The sequence below is a fragment of the Bacillus sp. JJ1609 genome, assembly GCF_036967045.1.
Classification (GTDB): Bacteria; Bacillota; Bacilli; order Bacillales; family Cytobacillaceae; genus Mesobacillus.
On record NZ_JBALSS010000006.1, the window covers coordinates 388,194 to 410,898 of the forward strand.

21 protein-coding genes are annotated in these 22,705 nt (G+C 42.1%); 18 read left to right on the forward strand and 3 right to left on the reverse strand.

The window, feature by feature from the left end:
- The first annotated feature begins 428 nt into the window (after nt 1-428).
- The 3 genes from V7654_RS06525 (at nt 429) to V7654_RS06535 (ending at nt 3,770) form a co-directional block, all read left to right on the forward strand.
- Complete coding sequence (locus V7654_RS06525; RefSeq protein ID WP_335429386.1) at nt 429-1,460, forward strand: hypothetical protein; 1,032 nt, start codon at nt 429-431, stop codon at nt 1,458-1,460.
- Nucleotides 1,461-1,678: 218 nt separating this feature from the next.
- Nucleotides 1,679-2,365, forward strand: a complete 687-nt coding sequence (locus tag V7654_RS06530; protein ID WP_335429388.1) for a response regulator transcription factor — start codon at nt 1,679-1,681, stop codon at nt 2,363-2,365.
- Nucleotides 2,349-3,770, forward strand: coding sequence for a sensor histidine kinase (locus V7654_RS06535; protein WP_335429389.1), 1,422 nt, complete (start codon nt 2,349-2,351; stop codon nt 3,768-3,770). The genes V7654_RS06530 and V7654_RS06535 overlap by 17 nt, the downstream gene beginning before the upstream one ends.
- A 309-nt stretch (nt 3,771-4,079) precedes the next feature.
- On the opposite strand, the gene V7654_RS06540 is transcribed toward V7654_RS06535, so the two are convergent.
- Both V7654_RS06540 and V7654_RS06545 read right to left on the reverse strand, forming a co-directional pair.
- Nucleotides 4,080-4,343 carry a hypothetical protein gene (locus V7654_RS06540; RefSeq protein ID WP_335429390.1) on the reverse strand — a complete coding sequence of 88 codons (264 nt, stop codon included), beginning with the start codon at nt 4,341-4,343 and terminating at the stop codon, nt 4,080-4,082.
- Nucleotides 4,344-4,489: 146 nt separating this feature from the next.
- Nucleotides 4,490-4,957, reverse strand: coding sequence for a GNAT family N-acetyltransferase (locus V7654_RS06545; RefSeq protein WP_335429391.1), 468 nt, complete (start codon nt 4,955-4,957; stop codon nt 4,490-4,492).
- 340 nt (nt 4,958-5,297) lie between these two features.
- On the opposite strand from V7654_RS06545, the gene V7654_RS06550 reads away from it, so the two are divergent.
- Nucleotides 5,298-5,714 (forward strand): hypothetical protein, encoded by a 417-nt coding sequence (locus tag V7654_RS06550; protein ID WP_335429392.1) that lies wholly within the window; start codon nt 5,298-5,300, stop codon nt 5,712-5,714.
- Nucleotides 5,715-6,107: 393 nt separating this feature from the next.
- On the opposite strand, the gene V7654_RS06555 is transcribed toward V7654_RS06550, so the two are convergent.
- A complete protein-coding gene (locus tag V7654_RS06555) occupies nt 6,108-7,184 on the reverse strand; it encodes a UvrB/UvrC motif-containing protein (RefSeq protein WP_335429393.1) in 1,077 nt (358 codons plus the stop codon).
- 311 nt (nt 7,185-7,495) lie between these two features.
- On the opposite strand from V7654_RS06555, the gene proC reads away from it, so the two are divergent.
- The 14 genes from proC to V7654_RS06625 all read left to right on the forward strand — a co-directional run bounded on the left by proC (nt 7,496) and on the right by V7654_RS06625 (nt 22,615).
- Nucleotides 7,496-8,344: a pyrroline-5-carboxylate reductase gene (proC, locus tag V7654_RS06560; protein ID WP_335429394.1), complete on the forward strand. Its 849-nt coding sequence runs from the start codon at nt 7,496-7,498 to the stop codon at nt 8,342-8,344.
- A 130-nt stretch (nt 8,345-8,474) separates the two neighbouring features.
- A complete protein-coding gene (locus V7654_RS06565) occupies nt 8,475-10,196 on the forward strand; it encodes an ABC transporter ATP-binding protein (protein WP_335429395.1) in 1,722 nt (573 codons plus the stop codon).
- Nucleotides 10,197-10,271: 75 nt separating this feature from the next.
- Nucleotides 10,272-10,496: a hypothetical protein gene (locus V7654_RS06570; RefSeq protein WP_335429396.1), complete on the forward strand. Its 225-nt coding sequence runs from the start codon at nt 10,272-10,274 to the stop codon at nt 10,494-10,496.
- Between the two features lie 134 nt (nt 10,497-10,630).
- Nucleotides 10,631-11,011, forward strand: coding sequence for a GntR family transcriptional regulator (locus V7654_RS06575; protein WP_335429397.1), 381 nt, complete (start codon nt 10,631-10,633; stop codon nt 11,009-11,011).
- A 3-nt stretch (nt 11,012-11,014) separates the two neighbouring features.
- Nucleotides 11,015-11,917: an ABC transporter ATP-binding protein gene (locus V7654_RS06580; protein ID WP_335429398.1), complete on the forward strand. Its 903-nt coding sequence runs from the start codon at nt 11,015-11,017 to the stop codon at nt 11,915-11,917.
- Nucleotides 11,898-12,644: a hypothetical protein gene (locus V7654_RS06585; protein WP_335429399.1), complete on the forward strand. Its 747-nt coding sequence runs from the start codon at nt 11,898-11,900 to the stop codon at nt 12,642-12,644. The genes V7654_RS06580 and V7654_RS06585 overlap by 20 nt, the downstream gene beginning before the upstream one ends.
- Nucleotides 12,641-13,324, forward strand: coding sequence for a hypothetical protein (locus tag V7654_RS06590; RefSeq protein ID WP_335429400.1), 684 nt, complete (start codon nt 12,641-12,643; stop codon nt 13,322-13,324). The genes V7654_RS06585 and V7654_RS06590 overlap by 4 nt, the downstream gene beginning before the upstream one ends.
- 272 nt (nt 13,325-13,596) lie before the next feature.
- Nucleotides 13,597-15,678 (forward strand): hypothetical protein, encoded by a 2,082-nt coding sequence (locus tag V7654_RS06595; protein WP_335429402.1) that lies wholly within the window; start codon nt 13,597-13,599, stop codon nt 15,676-15,678.
- A gap of 62 nt (nt 15,679-15,740) precedes the next feature.
- On the forward strand, nt 15,741-17,708 hold the full coding sequence (locus V7654_RS06600) for a beta-propeller fold lactonase family protein (RefSeq protein ID WP_438825255.1): 1,968 nt from the start codon (nt 15,741-15,743) through the stop codon (nt 17,706-17,708).
- Nucleotides 17,709-18,109: 401 nt separating this feature from the next.
- Nucleotides 18,110-19,708: an aspartate:alanine exchanger family transporter gene (locus V7654_RS06605; RefSeq protein WP_335429403.1), complete on the forward strand. Its 1,599-nt coding sequence runs from the start codon at nt 18,110-18,112 to the stop codon at nt 19,706-19,708.
- A 198-nt stretch (nt 19,709-19,906) separates the two neighbouring features.
- On the forward strand, nt 19,907-20,476 hold the full coding sequence (locus V7654_RS06610; RefSeq protein ID WP_335429404.1) for a helix-turn-helix domain-containing protein: 570 nt from the start codon (nt 19,907-19,909) through the stop codon (nt 20,474-20,476).
- Nucleotides 20,457-21,413 carry an alpha/beta hydrolase gene (locus tag V7654_RS06615; protein ID WP_335429406.1) on the forward strand — a complete coding sequence of 319 codons (957 nt, stop codon included), beginning with the start codon at nt 20,457-20,459 and terminating at the stop codon, nt 21,411-21,413. Before V7654_RS06610 ends, V7654_RS06615 begins: the two co-directional genes overlap by 20 nt.
- A 123-nt stretch (nt 21,414-21,536) precedes the next feature.
- Nucleotides 21,537-22,094: a bifunctional transcriptional activator/DNA repair enzyme AdaA gene (locus V7654_RS06620; protein WP_335429407.1), complete on the forward strand. Its 558-nt coding sequence runs from the start codon at nt 21,537-21,539 to the stop codon at nt 22,092-22,094.
- Nucleotides 22,091-22,615: a methylated-DNA--[protein]-cysteine S-methyltransferase gene (locus V7654_RS06625; protein WP_335429408.1), complete on the forward strand. Its 525-nt coding sequence runs from the start codon at nt 22,091-22,093 to the stop codon at nt 22,613-22,615. The genes V7654_RS06620 and V7654_RS06625 overlap by 4 nt, the downstream gene beginning before the upstream one ends.
- Nucleotides 22,616-22,705: the final 90 nt, after the last annotated feature.

Consider the following 22,705-nt stretch of genomic DNA (forward strand, 5'->3'; position numbering starts at 1 on the left):
CATTCGCGAGAGAACAACCGAGTTGAAATTGTTCTAATAAGTCTTCTTATGACCATTCGAGAAAGAAAAACCGAGTTGAATGGTTCTAATAAGTCTTCTCATGACCATTCACAATAGAAAAAGAAGAATCGGGAGACCATCGAACTAGATGGCCTCCCTGTTTTTATGTGTAATAGTTAATAAGAATGGGGGCGATTTTGCGGCTTTTTCATGTTTGACATTTTCCTGACATAGAGGAAATATCAAAAATTATAAACGAATAGCTAGTACATATGCTTTCTTATCATTTTTCAGCTTTTATAATATTTTTTTGATTTTTTTCAGTCTGACATTTTGCTGACATATTCAACCGTTAAATTATGAGTATAAGGTTCATGTCCACGTTGAACCTGAAATAAAAAACGAAAGAATTTAGGAGGATGTCAAATATGAAGAAATCAGTATTAGGTTTTACAATCGCAGGAGCATTACTTTTAGGAGGCTACGCCACAACGTCATTAGCTAATGATGACACCACAAGTTCCACTGTAGGTTCAAAGCTAAGTTTTATGGGAAAAGGTTTTGGTCATAAAGGATTTTTCGGAGGCAATTCTGAGGAACTGATTGCCAAGGCAAAGGATCTTGGAATCAGCACATCAGGTAAAGATGCTGAAACTTTAATGGGTGAGATTCGAGAGGCTACCATCAAGAATGAAGCGAAAGAGCTGGGAATCAAGACAGCCAATAAGGATATCGATACGCTTTCCGAGGAAGTACAATTGGCCAAGCTCAAAGAAACTGCTAAGGATCTTGGTATCTCGACTGATGGAAAAGATGCAGCTGCCCTTCATGATGCGATCCGTTTAGCTAACCTTAAAAAAGAAGCAAAAGAGCTTGGGGTTTCAACAGATAACAAAGATGCCCAAACACTAATGGAAGATATTCGTACAGCTTCATTAAATAAAAAGGCTAAGGAACTAGGTGTTGCTACTGATGGAAAAGACCTGCAGACTTTGCAGAATGAAGTGTTTACAGCTTCAGTAACCAAAGAAGCGAAGAAGCTTGGCATCACTGTAGATGGCAAGGACACCAGAGAAGTGGCGCAGGAAGTGCAGACTGCTAAAGTGAAAGCAGATGCTAAAGAATTGAAAATCACAATCGACGGAAAAACAATCAGAGAGATTGCACAAGAAGTACAAGAGAAAAAAGTAGTGAACCTGGCGAAAGATCTTGGAATTTCTACTTCAAATAAAGATACACGTGAGCTTATTGAAGCAATTAAGGCCAAGGATGCGGATAAACTAGATGAATTAACAGATGACGAATTCGGTCTATTCGGTAAAGGGGGATTTGGGCATGATGGAGGTTTCGGAGGAAAATGCGGTTTCGGGCATGAAGGTGGCTTGGGAGAAAAAGGCGGATTCGGACCTGAAGGCGGTCGTGGCGGTAACCACCATGATGGCGGCGGACGCGGTTTCTAAAGAATAAAAAGGCCAGGAAGTCCCCGGTATATAACTGGGGATTTTTCTTGTATAGTAAATAGTGATAAATTTATCTTTGAGAATTGTCCAGCTCCAGCGCCTAGCCCCTCGGGTCATAAGCCGTCTCCCTACAGAAACCAGGATTTCCTGCGGGAGCCGTCTTACGCCTGTCGGGGCTGACCAAGGCGCTTGCGCTTTTCGTTATAGGAGGGGCAGCAATGAAGACCATATTAATCATTGAAGATGAACAAACGATTTCGAGAGTATTAGCTGTGTATCTAAAACATGAAGGCTATGATGTGGTTCAGGCATTCGATGGGCTGGAAGGGCTGCATGCTTTTACAGCAAATGAGCCGAATCTCGTATTGCTGGATGTTATGCTTCCTGGAATGGATGGCTGGGATGTCCTGAAGGAGATTCGCAAAACCAGTCCGTGTCCGGTCATCATGCTGACTGCCCTCGGAGATATCGATTATCGGCTGAAGGGATTGAATCAAGGCGCGGACGATTACATTTCCAAGCCATTTGTTGGAGAAGAAGTGGTTGCCAGAGTCAATGCCGTGCTTCGCCGCTCTTCCAATGTCCTGGATACTGATAACACGAAACAGTTTGGCAACTTGAAAATTAATCTGGATTCACACGTTGTCACGATCGGTGGAGAAACGGTTGTATTAACGCCAAAAGATCTTAGCTTGCTTATTTTTTTAGCAGAGAGACCGAATAGAACCTTTACTAGAGAAGATTTAATTGAAAATATATGGGGAATGGATTATGACGGTAGTGACCGGGCAGTGGATTTATCGGTAAAACGAATCCGCCAGTCGCTGTCAGCCTGGCCCGCATCACAAGGCGAAATCCGGACGCTAAGAGGATTGGGGTATCAGTTCAGTGTTTACGAAAAGTAAAAAACAAACAACTTTGCTGCGTTACTGGACAACGAGGTATCTCATCACTCTAATTGCCGGACTCACCCTTCTAGCGGCTGGTTCGATGTGGTGGATTAAACAAACCACGCTAGAGAATCGCTTGAACTTAATGGAGTACCTGGCCGTCGAAACAGCGGATCGCGTTGCTCAATCCAATAATAATGATGATGATTTTGATCGTTTTGACCGCAGGCTTGAGGAGCGGGCAAGAATTCTTCAAATGGAAAATCAGCCTCAGCTTTACATTACTGATTTGGATGGGAATGTTTTAAACGCTGGACCGCCCCATCGTGGACCTGGTGGAGGGCCCGGACGCACTGCAGGGCAAGCTCCGCCTGAGGTGATCGAAAGGGAAGATACTGTTCAGGAAATCGAGGTAAATGGTGTAGACGTTTATGCCGTAAAAACACCATTAACTGTTGATGACAGGCAAACCGGCTGGGTTGTAGTCATGCAAAGTAAAGCCGACCTAACGAATGTCGATCAAGAATATCGGCTATTGATTATTTTGCTGGTTGGATTAGGGCTGCTAGGGTGGATCGTCATTTACTTTCTTTCTAAGAAAATCTTAAAACCAATTCAGGACGTAGCGCAGGCTGCTGCCAAGGTGAGAGAAGGAGATTACGACATCACTCTCGATACAGATCCAAGAGAATTGGAGATTTATGAATTAGTAACCTCATTCAAGGAAATGACCAACCGTCTCATCCAGCTGGAGCAAATGCGCGCAGAACTATTAGCGGGAGTGACACACGATTTGAAAACACCTGTTACCTCGATAAGCGGACTTGTCCAGGCTGTCCGGGATGGCATTGTGACAGGCGAGGAGCGCCAGGAATTTTTGGATATCACGCTAAAAGAAATCCAAAGACTGCAGACGATGATAGCTGACCTGCTCGATTTTAACTCTTTAGCTGCCGGTGCTTTTACGATTCGGAATGAAAACTGCAACATGAATAAACTAATCCAGGAGATCAGCAGGCAATGGCAGGTCACACAAAATGAACCTGTTGATTTAAAAGTGATTATGCCTGACCATCCCATCAATAAAATGACCGATCCGCTTCGGCTGCAGCAAATCATGATCAACTTATTGAATAACTCCTACCAGGCATTATGGAAAGGGGGATCCATTACGATCATTCTTTCCGATGCAAGGATTGATGTAAAAGATACGGGTTCAGGAATTCCAGAAGCAGAACAAGCCTATGTTTTTGAACGATTCTTTCGAGGCGAAAAGAAAAAACTCAAAGTCAGAGGACTTGGTCTGGGGTTGCCTTTTAGCAAAATGCTTGCCAGGGCTTTAGGTGCGGATCTAATTTTAAAAGAAAGCAGCCATCAAGGAACTACTTTTTCGGTTGTTTGGGATAAGGCTAAAAGATAAGGAATAGAAAAGAGGAGATCCGGTAGTTTACTTAAGCAGTTATCCTTTGAGGTACCCGCAGCTATAAAAACACATATAAAAAAGCAGTTGAAAAAGCAGAGTAATTCGTATATGAATTCGCTCTGCTTTTTTATTGATTTGGAGATTAGCACCATTCATAGCTGGAGCAATTTAAAAAATATGCTTCTGCTGTTTGAGTTGCGAATTCTTATGAATTCAATAACTAAATAAAGACAGGATACCTGTCATATTTAAAATTTCTTATTGAAGATAAGTACCACTTTAGTTGAAAAAGAACTTAATATCTAATTAGACTTGCTTTTTTATTTGTTCTTGCAAAATTTTTATTTGCTGTTGCATATGTTCTAGTTGTTGTTGCATTTGTTGCTGCTGTAACTCTTGTTGTTGTTTCTCTTTTTGTGCTTGGATTGTATCATTTTTATTTTGTTCTAATGCTATAGCTTGCCCTATAAGACCTAATGTATCTCCTGTCACATTAAACCATTGTCCAATGAATTGTAGAATATTAGCCAGATTATTGTCATTTCCGCCATTCCCATTATATGAACTCACTATATCCCCTTCTTTTTTGTAACTGTCTTATGTTATGCGAATAGGGCTTGGATGGCATCGAAAAAGACTCTCTATTTCATTTTTTCTTATCTTCTTGTTCCACTAAACTGCCCGTTAGAATCCTTGCTAGACCAACGCTCCTTTATCTAAATATATAGAGAATAAGTAGGCTCACCATATGTTAGGATATTATCATTTGTAAATCCCAATTTTGTATAAAATAATTTTCCAGCATCATTTTCCGGATGAACGGTTAAACGAAGTCGATGACAAGAAGGATGGCTAAATTTAATATACTTCACTAACTCATTAAACGCTTCGGAACCAACTCCGCTTTTTTGATATCTTTTATCAATGAAAAAATGGAAAACCCAATAGTCTTCTACGCTTTCAGGGATATAATGTAGATTGAAAAAGCCTACCATCTGCATTTCATCAAAAATACCATATGGTTCAACGACTTTACCATCTGGTCTGATATATGCCTTTGCAAGTGCAATAGCTAAAGGAGGTGTAACAGAAGCAACAAACTTTTGTTGCTCAGGATGTACAGATAGGGCAAGAGCTTCTCGCCAGTTTTTTGAATTTATTTTTAAAAGTTCTATGTTAGACATTTTGTAACCACCACTTTACCCTATATATTCAAAGCTATTGTTGTTCAACAAACCTGCTTCGTTAGTAAACAAAAAGGTGCCTTAATCCTTCTTCGGTCATAGCACCAGTTATTCAGGAAGAAGCATTACATATGTTTTTTTAAAACTGTGTAAACGAAAAAGGATTTTAGGTATTTGGGATATTTGTATAAGTAATAAAGGTAATGTTAGAAGAAAAGAGTTGCTTTAATAAGATAAAGGTACGAGAATATTTTAATGGCATAATCTGAAACCTTATGATTGAATCAACGTAAATATAATTATTCAATTGTCATAGGAAGTGAAAAAATTGTATTATTTTATGCTCATAACAGCAGCATTGTTATTTCTAGGTGCTGTAGTTTTCTTTATTTATATGTATGTTGATAATGAATTTTCTTTTCTAAATGTAGTTAAAGGCATTTCAGTCTTTCTAATTGGTGTTTTACTTTTAGTGATCACTCTCCCAAGTTTAAAATACATACTTCTAAAGGAATATGACGTTGTCAAAGGGGAATGCACCATCGAAATAACTTCATCTGGGCGTTCTACTGAATCGACCTTTAACATGCTTGATACAGGTGATATGTTTTTATTTAATCATATTCCTACGCTTGATGCTTATGGGAAGGCAATTCCTTACTATTGTGAGGTGACAGTTACAAAAGACCATATGTTTGAAATTGGTTATAAAATTTATGATGTCAATTCACGAGAGCTAATATTAACAAGTGAATAACCTATGGTTACACTTGAAAATATTATAGGGGCGGATACTCATATTTCGCCACTAGAAGAAATATGAGTATTCGAGATATTTTAGGATACGCTTATTAATTTTAAGTAAATCTCAATAAAGTTACATTTAGTCATCTTTTTATATCAAACTTTAGAGATTACATAATCCCTCGTATTAATTCAACTAACCTGCCCGTTCATAGATAAACTTCTTTAATAGTTTACTATATGCTTACTCGCAATAAATGCTAAAAGCAGTGCGATTTCAGTTGCGAAATCCACTGCTTTTATACTTGTTTTTATATTTGCTTTTTCCTATGCAGGTACTCATAAAGATAACGGCTTATAGTTAACTAAGGGGTCTTTTGCCAGGATGAAACTCTTGTGGAGCCATTCATAGTCCAACATTTATCAACAAATTTTTAATTTCATCATCCAATTTTGCGCACCAATTCGATTCAATCCAACTATCAGGAATGATGGTAAATCTCGCATTGGAGCTATTTAAATAACTATATATAATCTGCGATTCATCGAGATTTTCCTTGCTGATGTTAAGGGACTCTTGATGACCCATTTTCTGAACATAGTTAAGGATGTCCGCACTGATCGTTGCAGAAAGCTGCTCAACAGCCTCCAATGTGTATTTTTGACTGAAGATTATTTTGTGCCCCTTGATTAAAAAAATTTTCAAGTGGTTGTCATTCAATTGTTCGATGACGGCGATGTTTTTATTTTCCTCAGTAATCTGGATGATGTTTTCCTTATATAAAAGAATGGATAGTGATTTTGCATAATTCCTGTATTTACTCGCATCTTCAAATCTAAATTCCTCGGAAGCCTGCTGCATTTTCCTCTGCAATTCTTCAAGAATTTCCTGGTCAGTCCCTTGAAGCAAATCAATGAACATATCGACAATTTCATTGTACTGTCCAACAGCATCTCCACCCAAACATAAGCCATTGCAGTGCCCAAGGGAGTAATTCAAGCATGGAGAACCTTTAAGGGGATGAAGGCAGTTTATATGGAAATATTCCTTCAAATTCTCGATTGCTTTTTTTACGTAAATTGGACTGGAATACGGTCCGAAATAGAGCGTATGATCATTTTCTTCTCTGTCTGGAGTTATAAAGATTTTTCGGTAAGGACCATCTGTCTTTATTCCGATATAAGTATAGGAAAGGTGGCTTTTCATTCTTTTATTAAACAAAGGCTTTAATTCTTTAATTAGTTTACATTCAAGCATGAAAGCCTCAAATTCTGTATCAGTAAGGATATAGTCAAAGTCATCGACGTTTGCAACCATCTTCTTTATCTTTTGGGGATGGGAGGCGGTGTTTTGAAAATACGTTTGAACCCTCAGCTTAAGTCTCTTCGCTTTTCCTACATAAATCACTGTGCCGTTTTGATCTTTCATAAGATAAACTCCAGGGCTTAATGGGAGTTTCCTAACCTTTTCTTTTAGATTCATCTATGTACCTTCCCTTAAAAAGTAGAATTACTTGAATCTAGTATACCAATATCCAGTAAATTAGTAGTTCTATAACTTTTACCGGTATTTTCACTTTTTATATTCCTTCATATTTGGCCATAATTGATGATTGTGGCTCTTTATATTAGGAAAAAGACCAGATTATTTCATTTGGAGGCGCTTTACTTCACTATCTCAGCCATATGCTAATGAATCATCTCCCAGACCTTGAAACTATTCTTGAGCATGTTACCATTAAACCCGTTGATAAAATGCGAACGGTGTACGAACAAAAATACTTTTCGAGGTGAATGCTCTTGTTGAAAAATAAAAAAGTTGCTTTTTTAGGTGCGGGGTCTATGGCTGAATCGATGATTTCCGGCCTGGTCAAGTCAGGAAAAATTCGTCCGGAAAATATTTTTGTAACGAATAAGAGCAATGCAGCCAGGCTTGAGCGGCTGGATAAAAAGTATGATGTAAACGGATTGCCGGAAAACGAATTGCCGTATCAGGAAATGGATTTATTTATCCTGGCGATGAAGCCAAACGGAGCATCGGAGGCTCTGGCTGCATTAAAGGATAAAATAAACCCAAACCAGGTTGTGGTTTCTGTACTGGCTGGCATTTCCACAGGTTTTATGGAAGAAAACCTGAACAGTGGGCAACAGGTTGTACGGGTGATGCCGAACACCTCAAGCATGATCCAGGAATCGGCTACAGCAATCACTCCAGGAGAAAATACATCAAAAGATCATATTGAGGATGTAAAAGAACTGCTTAGCTGCATGGGGAAGGTATTCCTGATTGAAGAAGCCCAAATGGACATCTTCACTGGTCTTGCCGGCAGCGGCCCTGCCTATTTCTATTATTTAATGGAGCATATGGAACAAGTTGGAACTGAAAATGGCATGGACGAGAAAATGGTCCGCGAGATTATCGCGCAAACGATATTAGGTGCAGCGAAAATGGTCATCGAAAAGGACGAAAACCCAGCTGTTCTCAGAAAAAATGTGACCTCGCCAAACGGAACGACAGCATCAGGGCTGAATGCCTTACGAAAATATAACGGTGGCCAGGCCATCACTCAGGCAGTCAACCATGCTGCTAAACGATCGAAAGAACTGAATAGAGAGCTCGAAGGAATTCTGGTTCCTTCTTAAAACATTCCTCCTGATGATCGTTGTCGGGAGGTTTTTTAATAGATTTAAATTGATAATTTTACCAGAATTATTGAAAAAGTCGAATCATTTGGCATATAATCACTTGAAGAACTAAAAGGAGATACAGAAAATGATTCGTAGATTTTTTACATATTACCGGCCTCATCGGAGGTTATTCATCATTGATTTTAGCAGTGCGGTCATCGTGGCACTGCTTGAGTTGGCGTTTCCGTTGGCGGTACAGTGGTTCATCGATACCCTCTTGCCTGGCGGGAACTGGAATATAATTGTTGGCGTGAGTATTGGATTATTGTTACTTTATGTGATTAGTACTTTCCTGCAGTTCATTGTGAACTACTGGGGGCATAAGCTCGGGATTAACATTGAGACGGATATGAGGCAGCAGCTGTTCCAGCATGTCCAGAAGCAGTCGTTCCGCTTTTTTGATAATACGAAGACGGGTCATATCATGAGCAGGATCACCAACGATCTGTTTGATTTAGGGGAACTTGCCCACCACGGTCCAGAGGATTTGTTTATTGCCGCGATGACATTCGTTGGTGCGTTCTGGATCATGCTTACGATTAATGTCAAGCTGGCTCTGATTACGATGATCATCGTGCCGTTTCTTATCTGGCTGATTACGTATACGAACCTTAAGATGAACGCTGCCTGGAAGAATATGTACAGTGATATTGCCGACGTCAATGCGAGGGTCGAAGACAGCGTCTCCGGCATCCGTGTCGTGCAGTCTTTTACAAATGAAGATTACGAGATTAAGAGATTCACAACGAACAACCGCAAATTCCGCAGAGCCAAATTAACAGCCTACAAGGTGATGTCCTTCAGCGCCTCCAGTATTTATATGCTGACAAGGCTGATGGTCCTTGTCGTCCTTGTGTATGGGGCGTGGCTGAGCTTCCGCGGCACCCTGAGCTATGGTGAGCTCGTCGGCTTTGTTCTGTATGTGAACGTCCTGTTTAAACCGATTGATAAAATCAGTGCGATCCTTGAACTGTATCCAAAAGGGATGGCTGGGTTTAAGCGTTTTACCGAATTGATGGACCAGAATCCCGATGTCGTCGATCGGGAAGATGCCATCGAGGTTGCCCATTTAAAAGGGAACATTGAATTCCGTGATGTAACGTTCAGCTATGACAACAACAAGCCAGTCCTTGAAGGAATTGACCTGAAAATCAACCATGGCGAAACAGTCGCTTTTGTCGGACCATCAGGGGCGGGTAAGACGACCATTTGCTCGTTGATTCCTCGTTTTTATGATGTGAATAACGGTGGCATCTTCATTGATGGAATTGATATTCGCGATATGACGAAAAAATCGCTGCGCTCCCAGATTGGGATTGTCCAGCAGGATGTCTTCCTGTTCACAGGAACGCTTCGTGAAAATATCGCTTATGGTTCACTTGGTGCAACGTTCGAAGATATTGTTCGAGCCGCAAAGCAGGCTCACCTCGTAGATTTCATTGCTGCACTGCCAGATGGCTATGAGACTCAAATCGGAGAGCGAGGACTGAAGCTGTCAGGCGGGCAGAAGCAACGGATCGCGATTGCCAGGATGTTTCTCAAGAATCCGCCAATCCTCATCCTGGATGAAGCAACCTCAGCACTAGATACTGAGACGGAAAGGATCATACAAGGCGCACTGGCCGATCTGTCCAAAAACAGGACGACAGTTGTCATCGCCCATAGACTGGCAACGATTCGCAGCGCCGACAAAATCGTTGTGGTCACAGAGGACGGCATCGCGGAAGAAGGCAGCCATGATGAGCTGATCGAACAGGGAGGAATATTTGCCAACCTTCATAAGGTCCAGTTTGAGACTTCCGTCTAAAAGATGGTTTATTTTTCCTGTGATTTTGCTATGATAGAAACATAGTCTAAAATAATCACGCTGAGGTGAAGTTCCATGACAGGAACGATTACAATCATTATGGTATTTTCCATACCACTAACCGCCATTGTTACAAGCCATTTTCGAAAAACAGCCAAGATTAAACACAATATGATTAAAGATGAAATCGAACTAGAAAAACTCAAACATGAAAACTATATGCTTGAAACAGAAAAAATGAGAATTGAACTGAACCAGATGAAACTGGAAAGCCCTCTGGAGAAGACGAAGGTATTATAATGACCAATGGCCCCCTCGGCATAAGAGGGGGTTTTTTATTTTTTTGGGTAAAAAACCCTTGTTAATTTTTACAAATTATTATATAGTACATTACAACAGTAATGTACTATGGAACTGTTGAAGGAGGTACGGTATTGATTCTTAATTCAGATAGCATGAAACCGATTTACATCCAAATAGCTGAGTGGCTGGAAAAGGAGATACTCAGCGGAAGTATCAAGATGGATGAGAAGGTGTATTCCCAATACCAGCTCGCGGAAATGCTGAATATCAATCCAGCGACAGCGGCAAAAGGATTAAATATTTTAGCAGATGAAAGCATTCTTTATAAAAAGCGCGGACTGGGCATGTTCGTATCGGCAGAAGCGAAGCAGATTATCACTGTGAAACGGAGGAATCGGACATTGAAGTCATTGGTGGCAGAATTGGTGAGGGAAGCTGAGCACCTCCAGGTGACGGAAGAGGAATTGATTGCGATGATCCAGGAAGCCAGACGGGATTTAAAGGGGGACTAAGGAATGACTGTGCTTGAGTTTGAATCAGTTACAAAATCTTATGGGAAGAAAAAAGCTTTGGATGACCTAACTTTTTCACTTGGCGAAAACAAAATCACTGGCCTCATCGGCAGGAATGGAGCCGGGAAAACAACGATGCTGAAGATTGCGGCAGGATTCCTTCGTGAAACTTCAGGGGAAATCAAGGTCTTCGGTGAGCACCCATTTAATAATCTAACCGTCTCGGCAAATACGATTTTAATTGATAATGACATGAATTTGCCTGCTGCATTGACTCTGGAAGAGATTCTGCAGACAGCTGAAGACTTTTATCCTAACTGGGATATGAAACTGGCTCAGCGCCTTTTTCAATATTTTTCGCTGCATCCAAAACAAACTCATCCAGGGCTTTCAAAAGGAATGAAGAACACGTTTAATGCCATTATGGGTCTGGCGGCTCGCTGCCCTTTAACGATTTTTGATGAACCGACAAACGGAATGGATGCTGGTGTACGGAAGGATTTTTATCGCGCACTGTTAAAGGATTACATCGCCTATCCGCGAACAATCCTCATCTCAAGCCACCATCTGAACGAAATGGAAGACATCCTCGAAGATATTTTGCTGCTGAAGGACGGAAAGAAATTTTTGCATATGCCTGTAGAAGAATTGAGGGAATATGCAGCCGTTGTCAGTGGGAAAGAAGATGCAATCAACCATTGGCTCCGAGATCAGGAGGTTTTTCATAAAAGCATTGATGGGTTCGGCAGGGTATACGCGGTAATCAAAAATGATATTTCGGATGAACAGATCAGCTCTGCACGCCAAAATGCACTGGAATTCTCGACTATTTCGAATGAAGATCTTTGTTTATTTTTGACGAGCCAGGAGAAAGGCGGGATAGATGATGTATTTAACAAAGGTTAGCTTGTGGGATATTGTAAAAAAACAGTTTCGTTTTAAGCTGAAGTCATACAGGGGCATGTATACGTCATTGATGATTCTACAGGTAATCGCTATTCTTTTCTCTTTAGGAGGAACAGGAGGGGGTGGCGGCAGCACTGATAATTTTAGTTACGATTTAAAAGACTACTCTGGCATTTTGATCTTTACCTTTACGCTGATCTGGGCATTCATCTCAGCGGTGGTTGTGACGACACATGCATACCGAAATGATGATTATGCATTTGTGGCCAACCGGGTGAGCAGCCATTTATCCAATATTCTTTATTTAGGTTTAACCAGCGCATTGGGCGGAGTAACCGTCATGCTTGCCGGTCAGGCTTTGAAACTGTTCGTCATGTTCAATCAAGACATAAAATTCATCTCCAGCGCACCTCTGACTGTTCCGCAAATTGCTGTCGGCGTCGCAGCTGCCATCATGTATCTGTTCCTTTTCAGTGCACTCGGTTACCTTGCAGGGACATTGGTTCAAAAGAGCAGACTTTTTATCGTCATCCTTCCGGCAGCCCTATTTGGACTTTTGTTCCTCAATGTGTTCCTTGCGAAAGAGTCAACTCTCTTAATGGATATGGGGCTGTTTTTTATCAATGAAACATCCTTCCTGCTGTTTACGTTAAAAGCTTTGTTCACATCCTTCCTATCATTTGGTGTGGCTGTATGGATTTCTAACAGGATGGAGGTTAGGCAATGAGTTTGGTCATTTTATTACTCCTCATTATTGTTTTGGTCCTAAGTTTCGGCGGTACCGGTAAAATCATAAAAGTAAAGATCATGAGCGGAAACCGAATCCCTAAGATCCTTGCAGTATATGTCACTGTTCTTCTTGCAGCCAGCATCTTTTCCTTCCTCAGTCCTGTGAAACAGTCGTTTGAGGGGAAATACCTTAGTGATGAAGAAATTGCAGCAGAAGAAAAGTTTAGTGAAAAAGTCTACCCGCTTATTGAATCTGGAGACATAGCGGAGGTAAAAGGTTTAATTGAAAAAAAGAAATGGGAATTTGCCTTAAAAGGAAACTCCCTTAACGTGGAGACGAACTTGAATGCTGCGACCTTTGTGGAAAAAGTAGATTCGCTCGAAGATACGGTAGTCATTACCCATTATATGACGAAATCTTATGTAAATAATGTGGATATTACAGGCCAATTTTCTTCACCAGATGTCCAATTCGAAAATGCGACAATCAAGATGTTACCTGCTGCGCCAGTAAACCTGGAACTGGTTGATTTCAAGACTCCTTTCCCAGTCACTCAATTCGTAGGAAATGGGCATGATTTATCAGGCCAATATGGAATGTCCCAGGGGATGGATATTATTTATATCCGTGTTCCTGGACAAACCAAGGTAAGCGGTGACGGGCATACAATCAACTAGTAGTTGGACTCCTCTAATCTATTAAATAAGATATGCATCTCTAAATATAGCAAGAGGGACCTATATCATGAAAAAACGTTACTTAATTACATTTTTGCTTATTCTATAGCTAAATAGTAATTTTTTGATACCCTGGTTTGGTGCCAGGGTATTTTTTTAAAATATTTTTATACTATAAATCTCTAGTTGTTAAGGAGTAGAACATAAGATATAATGATAATCGTTATCAATAATAATGAAAATCATTATCAATTATAGCGAGGACGGTTGAAATGAGAAATAAAGCATGGAAAAGAGCGGCTTCTATCTCTATGGCAGGAAGTTTACTTTTTGCTGCAGGATGTACAGAAGAAAGCGTGAAAAAAGAAGATTCACCAAAAAAGACATCAGAGGCAGAAAAACCTTATTCAGTTTCTGTCACTGACTACAATTTTGATACGGCAGGAAATATGTTTGCATATGCAGAATTTGAATTAGCGGGAGAGCCGCTGTTAGAAGGACTGGGAGTCGACCTTGATCTTCTCGATCCGATGAATGTCGATCAGCCAGCAAAATTCGATTATACGGCTGGAATTGAGGCATACGAATACTCTGAGGAAGCAATGTATGAGGTCGTGGAAAAATCAGGCCTGGGCCTTCATTTGATCAATGGACCGGTTGTCGGCGAAATGGCCAAACAAAAAGGGAAAGAAGCACCCGAAATGCTTGCTGATCGGTATTATGAACTAGCCGATGCCGTTGGCTACCCACAAGAGGAAATCTTCACGAATATGTTCCCGACACTAATCGAATATTCAAACGGAGATCCGCATTATATTGGAAAGGTTGATACCGAGGAATATGCTTCAGGTGATGGAGATACATATGTCCCTAACTATCAAGTAAACTTCAAATCTCTTCGCTGGGACCGTGAAAAAATGGATAAAGTGTTAAACCCGGCAGCCTATGGAGGAACCTTCTTGAAGCAGGCGCTTTGGGCAGGGGACTTCCTTGGCGGTTACCATACTGTCGATAAAGACGAAGAGCTTGAAGGGGAAACACCGAATGATGACCAGGATGAAAATATCAGGCTAGGCGTAAGCTCACCGGATGGTATGCAGGGGATGTTCCTTGTTGAAGGCATCTGGAACAAACTTAACTTCATTAAAAACGGACTATTCTATAATGGTAAAGAACTGACATCGGCAGGAATCGGAAGCCAGTATGACCCATCTAAAGGATTCGTTTATCTGCCTCACAAAATCGAGGTTGAAGAAGACGGCAATGATCTGATGCCGAACGCCAAGTCTATGAAACTATCAGACAGCCGGAGCCTGCTTAATGACCAATGGCTTATGCTATGGCCGGCAGCTGAGTTTTATGGCATGACGGACCAGCGCGCAGAGAACAAAAATGTGGCACCATCGTTCCACGCATTGTTTGACAGCAATCCATATCCATCAGCACCAAAAGAAAATCTGGATAGCGATACGGCAAATGATGTTCCTTCAACTGATCCATATTCCGTCAATAAAGATGTGATTTTACATGTTTTTAAAAACCTTGATGCCATGCATTTCAACAAGGATGCGGGAGCATTTGTGACGGAGCATGATGGTACAAAGCAGGGGAACTATGTGGATACGTTCCAGGCTGGCTACACAGTTGAATCATTGAGGATTTTCCAAAGGGCAATTGATGGATTACCGGTTGGCTATGCAAGCGGAGATGCGGCGGAAGGTTTAGACACTAAAGAAGGCCAGCGTGCAATAGAGCTGATCAAAGCGCAAGCAGATTTTATCCTAAATGAACTGATCATGGAAAACGGCTTGGCAGCAAAGGGTTATACAATCGGAACAGGAGCGGACCAAGAGGTTTCCTTTCAGGCTCAATTAGGAGCGATTCGTGGACTGACGGCAGCTTACCTCGCAACACAGGATGATAAATATCGTGAAGCAGCGCGTGGTATTTATGTCGCGATGGATGAAAACCTGTGGGATGATGAAGTAAAAGCCTATAAAACTGGCAAGGAAGAAATGAAGTATGATGCTTATACTGCAGGTGGAGTGGCAGCTGTTTTCCGAGTAGCAATCAATAATTTAAGCAATAGTGACAGCGACAAAGAGCAGCCTGCTCCTTTGGAAGTTGACGTGATTACAGAAAAATACACCGACTTCTTTGACCGTGTCATTGATGGTCCGTCCCTTGAAGAAGGCATGCAGGCCAGCGAATTCTGGGACACAGGAGATTTCTACTTGAAAAAAGGCAAACCAGGAAACACGGATAACGATAATGTACCGCAAATTCAGGCAGGACACGGCAAATACGGAATTGCACCCGTTCTTCTGCCTGTTGAAATCACTAAGAAGCATTAAAGATAAATCTACTCTGTTACACGTGTCATTAACAAGAAATCATTCATAAAGAGGCGTTTCCAATGAAGAAGCTGATTCTTTTCCTTTTATTGACCATTACAACTGTATATATAGCGGGCTGCACGGAAAAGGCGGGCGTTGCCATGGAGTTTGACAGCACCCGCGACTATGCGGTGAACAGCAATAACATTCTTATGAAAAAGGATGGCTCTGTCGTCTATACAGCCAATATCGACATCAATACTGTCTCATTCATTGATCCTGAAAAGGGAAAGGTTTTAGCTGAAGTGAAAGTTGGGAAAGAGCCGAGGCAGATGACATTGAGTCCGGATGAGAAATATCTTTATGTAGCGTGTATGCTGGATAACAAGATCGACATTGTTTCCATCAAGGAAAAGAAGGTCGTCGATTCCATTCCTGCTGGCATTGAACCGTTTGGTGTCGTGACAAGCCAGGATGGCAGAACATTATACACTGCCAATTATCGTTCGGGAAGTGTTTCTGTTTTTGACCTGGAAAACAGGAAGCAGGTCAAGGAAATTGAAGTGGGTGACCGCCCGCGGACGCTGGCTATCACGGCAAAGGGTGATAAATTATATGTGCCTCAGTATTTAAGTGGGGCCATAACTGTCATTGACACGTCGAAAAACAAGGTAGTAAAAGAGATTCAGCTGGCAGATTCTCCTGATAAAAAGAATCAGAAAAAGAGCCAGGGAATCCCGAACACGCTTGAACAATTCGTCATCAGTCCAGATGGAAAAACAGCATGGATTCCCCATCTTTTAACGAATGTTGATACGCCGGTTCACTTCGAGGAAACCATTTTCCCGACGATCTCCGTCATAGATCTCGAAAAGGATGAGGAAATTGTTGAAGAGCGAAAAGAGCTGTTTGAGGAAATGAATGTTTCTGACAGCCACAACCAGACGATCATCGTTTCAAATCCATATGATGTCGTTTTTAAACCGGATGGAAGCAAAGCGTATGCGGTCATGTCCGGAAGCGAGGATTTAGTGGTTTTTGATCTTAAGCGTGGAGGTAATGCGACCCAGGTTGTCCGCAGAATTGCCGGGAACAATCCAAGAGGTGCGGTCATATCCCCTGACAGCAAAAGCCTGTATGTCCACAATGCAATGAGCCATGATTTAGCGGTATTGAATGCTGGGGGAGAAAGTTCATATTCCCGGGTAAAAGCAGCCGGTAAAAATATCGCTCTTGTTTCAAATGATCCAATGGACCCGCTCGAACGGGAGGGGAAGACTATATTCTATAGCGCTAACAGCGAGGAATATTCGGCAGACATCACGGGGAACAACTGGATGAGCTGCGCTTCCTGCCATGCGGATGGAGACATGAATGGCTTGACACTGACGACGCCTAAAGGGCCAAGGAATGTTCCGAGCAATGTAAGGACGACCGAAAACGGCTTGTTCATGTGGGATGGCAGCCGCGACGATTTTGAGGATTACTTATTGACTGTTCAAGGTGAAATGGGCGGGATGATGGACTACAGCCCAGGTGAACCGCTCCCTGAAGATGTTAAACATATGTACGATGCAATGTTTGCCTATTTAGATAATCCTGAATCCTTTCCGCCTCCGAAAAGTCCTTATCGTTCAAAGGATGGAGAGCTGTCCGAAGCAGCCTTGGAGGGCAAGAAGCTGTTCGAGGGCAAGGGCGGCTGCATCACCTGCCATGGCGGCGAAAACTTCACTGACAGCGTGAGTGCTGTGGATTCTGGTGGAAAGCTAACAACCGATAACAAGGATTTTCTTCACGATATCGGGACTTCAAATCCAAAGGATGTAGACTCTGCCGGGGATGCAAGGGCGGCCATGAAAAACCCGAGGGACAATAAGTCCTTCGATACGCCAACATTAAGAGGAGTGTGGGCAACTGCTCCATATTTCCACGATGGCAGCGCGAAGACGCTAGAGGAAGCCATCCGCCGCCATAAAACTGAAGAAGTCTCAGGTTTATCAAAAGGAGAAATGGCCAAAATTGCTGAATATGTAAGTTCGATTGAGTAACACTGTAAAAGCTTCTCTTCTTGGAAAGAGAAGCTTTTTTGTATATCTAGACTAGGAAACCAAACCAACTGGTCTAAGTGGAGGAAGAGGGGGATTGAAAGTGATTAAACTGCCACAAATGACTTTGATGAATTGAAAAGGGTAAATAAAAGAGGTTGAAAACTCCATAAACGATGTTGATCAATCCAAACGTCTCTATAATGGCCAAACTAATTGCCCAAAATGCTCGAAATGCAATAAAGGGGGTAAATTAATTATCAACAATATGAACTTGTAATTATAATAAATTCGTCAATGAAGTGATGATGAAATGGACAATCCTCATGATATTCTTAATGATGAAGATTGTTTAGTGATTTACAATCTATCACATCTTATTTCCGAATTTTGGAGGAATCATCGTGGAAAGCATACTGGGTTTGCTAGAAGAACCATTAATCTTATTGTTTGCGATCTTATTTGTTGGATCCGCGATAGGGGAAATCAAAATACGCGGACTGAGCCTTGGCACATCTGGGGTTTTGCTTGCGGCGATGCTATTTGGCCATTTTGGCTATAAGGTTTCACTTGTCATTCAGCAATTAGGATTAGGTATGTTCATTGTAGCGGTCGGATTGTCAGCTGGGCCGCGCTTTTTCAGGATGATGAAAACGAGCGGAATGGTTTTTGGCATCATTGGCCTTTCGATTACAGTGATTGCTGCCGTCACTACGATTATAGTATCTAAACTATTTCATTTATCGCCTGCCCTTAGCATCGGCATCATGACTGGGGCACTCACGAGTACTCCAGGTTTGGCAGCAGCGCTTGAAGCCACGGGTGATCCGCTGGCCTCTGTCGGATATGGGATTGCCTATCCCTTTGGCGTGCTGGCTGTTGTCCTTTTCGTGCAGCTTTTACCTAGGATATTAAAAGTTGATTTAGCCGGGGATTTGAAAAAGAAATCTGGACCAGTCCGCAATGACCAGTCACCTGAGGTCATGACAATAGAGGTTATAGATCCATCTATAAATAAACGTACGCTAAAAGAACTTCAGTTCAATCAATATAATTCGGTCGTCATCAGCCGCGTCATCCGCGGAGACCGAAATATCATCGCCCTGAATGATACCGTTATTTTGGTTGGGGACCGGCTCGTTGCTGTTGGGCTAACGGATGATTTGAAAAAGCTTTGTAAAAAGATTGGACGAGAAGTAGAGACGAACACTGAAAATCATGACAATGTCACGCTTCGCAAGGTGACAGTAGATGCGTTGGAGCTGATTGGAAAGACGATAAAAGAGCTGCAATTAAGAAGAACTTACGGGGTGACCGTAACACGAATCGAGCGTGGAGGATTTGAGTTCAATCAGAATCCGAAATGGCGATTAGAGCGAGGAGATGTGCTGACTTTAGTTAGCAGCCAAGATCGCTTGAATGACGTCGAAAAGCTCTTCAGCCGAAAGAAGCTTACAGTTACGAACATCCACATTCTTTCGCTGAGCCTTATCCTGCTGCTTGGTGTTCTTGTTGGGATGATTCCTATTCATTTACCTGGACTGGGTACGATTACTTTCGGGGTCGCCGGTGGTCCGTTATTTTTAGCGTTGATCATTGGGCACTTTGGTAAGCTAGGTCCGATCCACGCTAGATACTATCAGCCGTCCAACCAGGTCATCCGTGATATCGGTCTTGTGCTGTTCCTGGCCGGAGCGGGCACGACCGCTGGACAGGGGATTGTAGAGGTCATCCAGCAAGAAGGTTTCAGCCTGTTGATCGGCGGCGCCATTATAACGATTGTCCCGATGATCGCTGGTTATTTGCTTGCTAGAAAATGGCTCGGATTAAGCGTGATTCATTCTCTGGGAGCGATTTGCGGTGGTATGACAAGTACCCCAGGTCTGGGTGCAGCGAATCAGCTGATGGATACCGAGGATCCATCGATTGCGTATGCAGCCGCGTATCCATTTGCGCTAATTTCCGTTGCAATTGCATCTCAGGTACTTGTTTTCTTTTTATAAAATGTTTAACTCCCGCTTGATTACTCAAACGGGAGCTTTTTTTGTGCCTGAAATAAGGTGCCATGACCAGCACAGGTAAAAGAAACAAAAAACCATGAAATTTTTTCCAAACCATATTGACATTTATTTCAATACCAATTATATTATCATTATTGATAATGATAATATTCGCAAATTCAAATACAACAGGTGATTTCGATGAAGGAAACAAAAGCAGATTTGATTTTACATCCAGTTCGTATGAAGATTCTTCAGACGTTAGCCAGTGGAAGGAGGAAGACGGTACAACAAATTGCGGAGCAGCTGACTGAAGTTCCGCAGGCGACTTTGTATCGCCATTTAAAGAAACTCCTTGAAGCAAAAGTGATTGAGGTCGTGGACGAGAATCAAGTGCGCGGGACGGTCGAGAAGGTATACGCACTTCCGCAAAACAACCAGTTGCTTTCGAGGGAAGAAGTGCTTAATGCTGGACCAGATGAGCATCTGAACTATTTTATAAGGTTTCTCGGCAGTGTATTAATGAATTTCGAGGAATACATCCGCCAGCCAAAATACGATTTTGAAAAGGATATGGTCAGCTTCAGGATGGCGACTTTATACGCCAGCGACGAGGAATACAGTGAATTCATCAAAAAGTACGTAGAGCTGATTACTCCGCTGCTTCAAAATGAGCCTGCAACGAACCGTAAGAAACGGACGATTACCAATATATTAACAACCCAAAATAACAGTGCAGAGGGGAATACCAATGAACGCCCAGATGATTAAAGAAGAAATTTCGTTTAAAAGTGATGTGAACCTTAAAGGAACGATGTTGATTCCCGACTTAGGAAAGGAAAGCTACCCAGCGATTGTGTTCCTGCCAGGGTCCGGTCAGCTGAACCGTGATGGCAGCACCCCAAAAGGTAAATTCAAATTCAATCTTTATGCGGATCTGGCTGAACTGTGCACATCCCTTGGCTTTGTCACATTCCGCTATGATAAAAGAGGAGTCGGTGAAAGTGAAGGGAACTATCATACCGCGGGGCTGTCCGATGCAATGAATGATGCAGAAGCCGCGCTTGATATGCTGGCAAACCATCCGAAAGTGGATCAGAACAAATTGATTATTGCCGGCCATAGTGAAGGCTGCATGGTCGGTACGGCACTTAATGCAAGGAGGCCGGCAGCTGGGCTGATTCTCCTGTCTGGTGGCGGTGAAACCTTGAGAGAGGCTCTCGATTACCAAAGAAAGGTTACATTTAAAGAACTGGCACAAAAGAAGGGAATCCAAGGCTTTATCATCAAAAAGTTCAATACGCTTGAAAAAGGTGAAAAGCAAGCGCAGGCAACCTATCGGAAAATGCTAGACTCTGATAAAGACGTCGTTAAAACAATGGGCTTCATCAAAATGCCGGCAAAGTATTTCAGGGAACATTTTGCCCTGAATATAGAAGAGGCACTCGCGAAAGCGTCCTGCCCTGTCCTCGCCATCAGCGGCTCGAAGGATTGGCAAACAAACCCGGAGAACCTAAAGCGTGTGGAGAAATCCGTCCAGGGTGAATACGAAACACATGTCGTTGAAAATATGGATCACGGGCTTAAGGAGCAGCTTACACCGTTTTCACCGACTACGTACAAAAAAGATTATCTAAAAACGATTGGCCAGCCAATCCACCCTGGAGCAGTAAAGCATCTGACAGCATGGCTAAATAGATACTTATAAGATAGAATGAAAAGTCCTTTGGTTATAAAGGGCTTTTTACTTTGTTTCGTTTTCTTGCTTTTTTATTAATAAAAACACAGTATAGCCTTGGTTTGTTTTATACTGTTGCTAGAGGTGAGAAAGATGGTACAGATTCCTGATGAGTATTGGAATGCGATTGTTGAGTGCAATCCATCTTTTAATGATTCTTTTATTTATGCTGTAAAAACAACCGGAATCTATTGCAAGCCTTCCTGCAAATCGAGAACACCGAAGCGGGAAAATGTACATATTTTTAAAAATGCCTATTTGGCGAAAGAAGAAGGTTTCAGGCCGTGTAAGAGATGCAAGCCAGATGGAGCGATTTTGCCCGCAGAGGAATGGGTCGGGCAGATCAGGGACTGGATTGATGAAAACTACCATGAGCACCTTACGCTTGAGGGATTAGCCGAGCTTTTTCATGGCAGTCCGTTTCATTTGCAGCGTCTGTTCAAACGGGTACAAAGCATGTCGCCGAATGAATACATCCAAGAAGTCCGAATGGAAAAAGCGGTTCAGCTGCTAGAGGAACATAAGAGGAAAGTCAAGGATATATCCGAAGCTGTCGGGTTCCAGAGTGCGCCGTATTTTATTACGTTATTTAAAAAGAAGTTTGGCTGTACGCCTGCTACATACCGTAAAAAAGGTGGGGAAGAAAAATGACAAATGACATTTGTTTGACAGTTTTTGAACATGCTCACTTAAAGCTTTATATTGCGGCCACGGAAAAGGGGCTTTGTTATGTAGGTTCGCCAGGGCACTCCAGTGAGGAATTTGTGAGCGCAATCCATAAACGATTTCCTGCCGCTGAGCTAAAAGAAAATTTCGAAGTCATGCAGCCATATATAGAAGAGCTTCACGAATACTTCGCGGGAAAACGCCAATCCTTCTCCATGCCTATTGATGTAAAAGGCACCCCTTTTCAAGAAGCCATCTGGAAGGCATTGATGGATATACCATATGGCCAAACTTTTTCATATTCAGACATTGCCCATAAAATTGGCAAGCCTGCAGCAGTAAGAGCCGTTGGAACTGCAATTGGCGCGAACCCAGTGCTCATCACGGTCCCATGTCATAGAGTGATTGGCAAGAATGGAGCCATCGCCGGCTACAGAGGTGGGACAGAGATGAAGCAATACTTGCTTGATTTAGAAAAGGAAAGAAAGAATGACCTCTTTATTTAAGAGGTCATCTCAGACTGTAGACAAACTCTATGAAAGCGAGCTTGTCTACAGTCTTTTTATCATGGTTGGGCAGTATAACAGGTCTGTTGA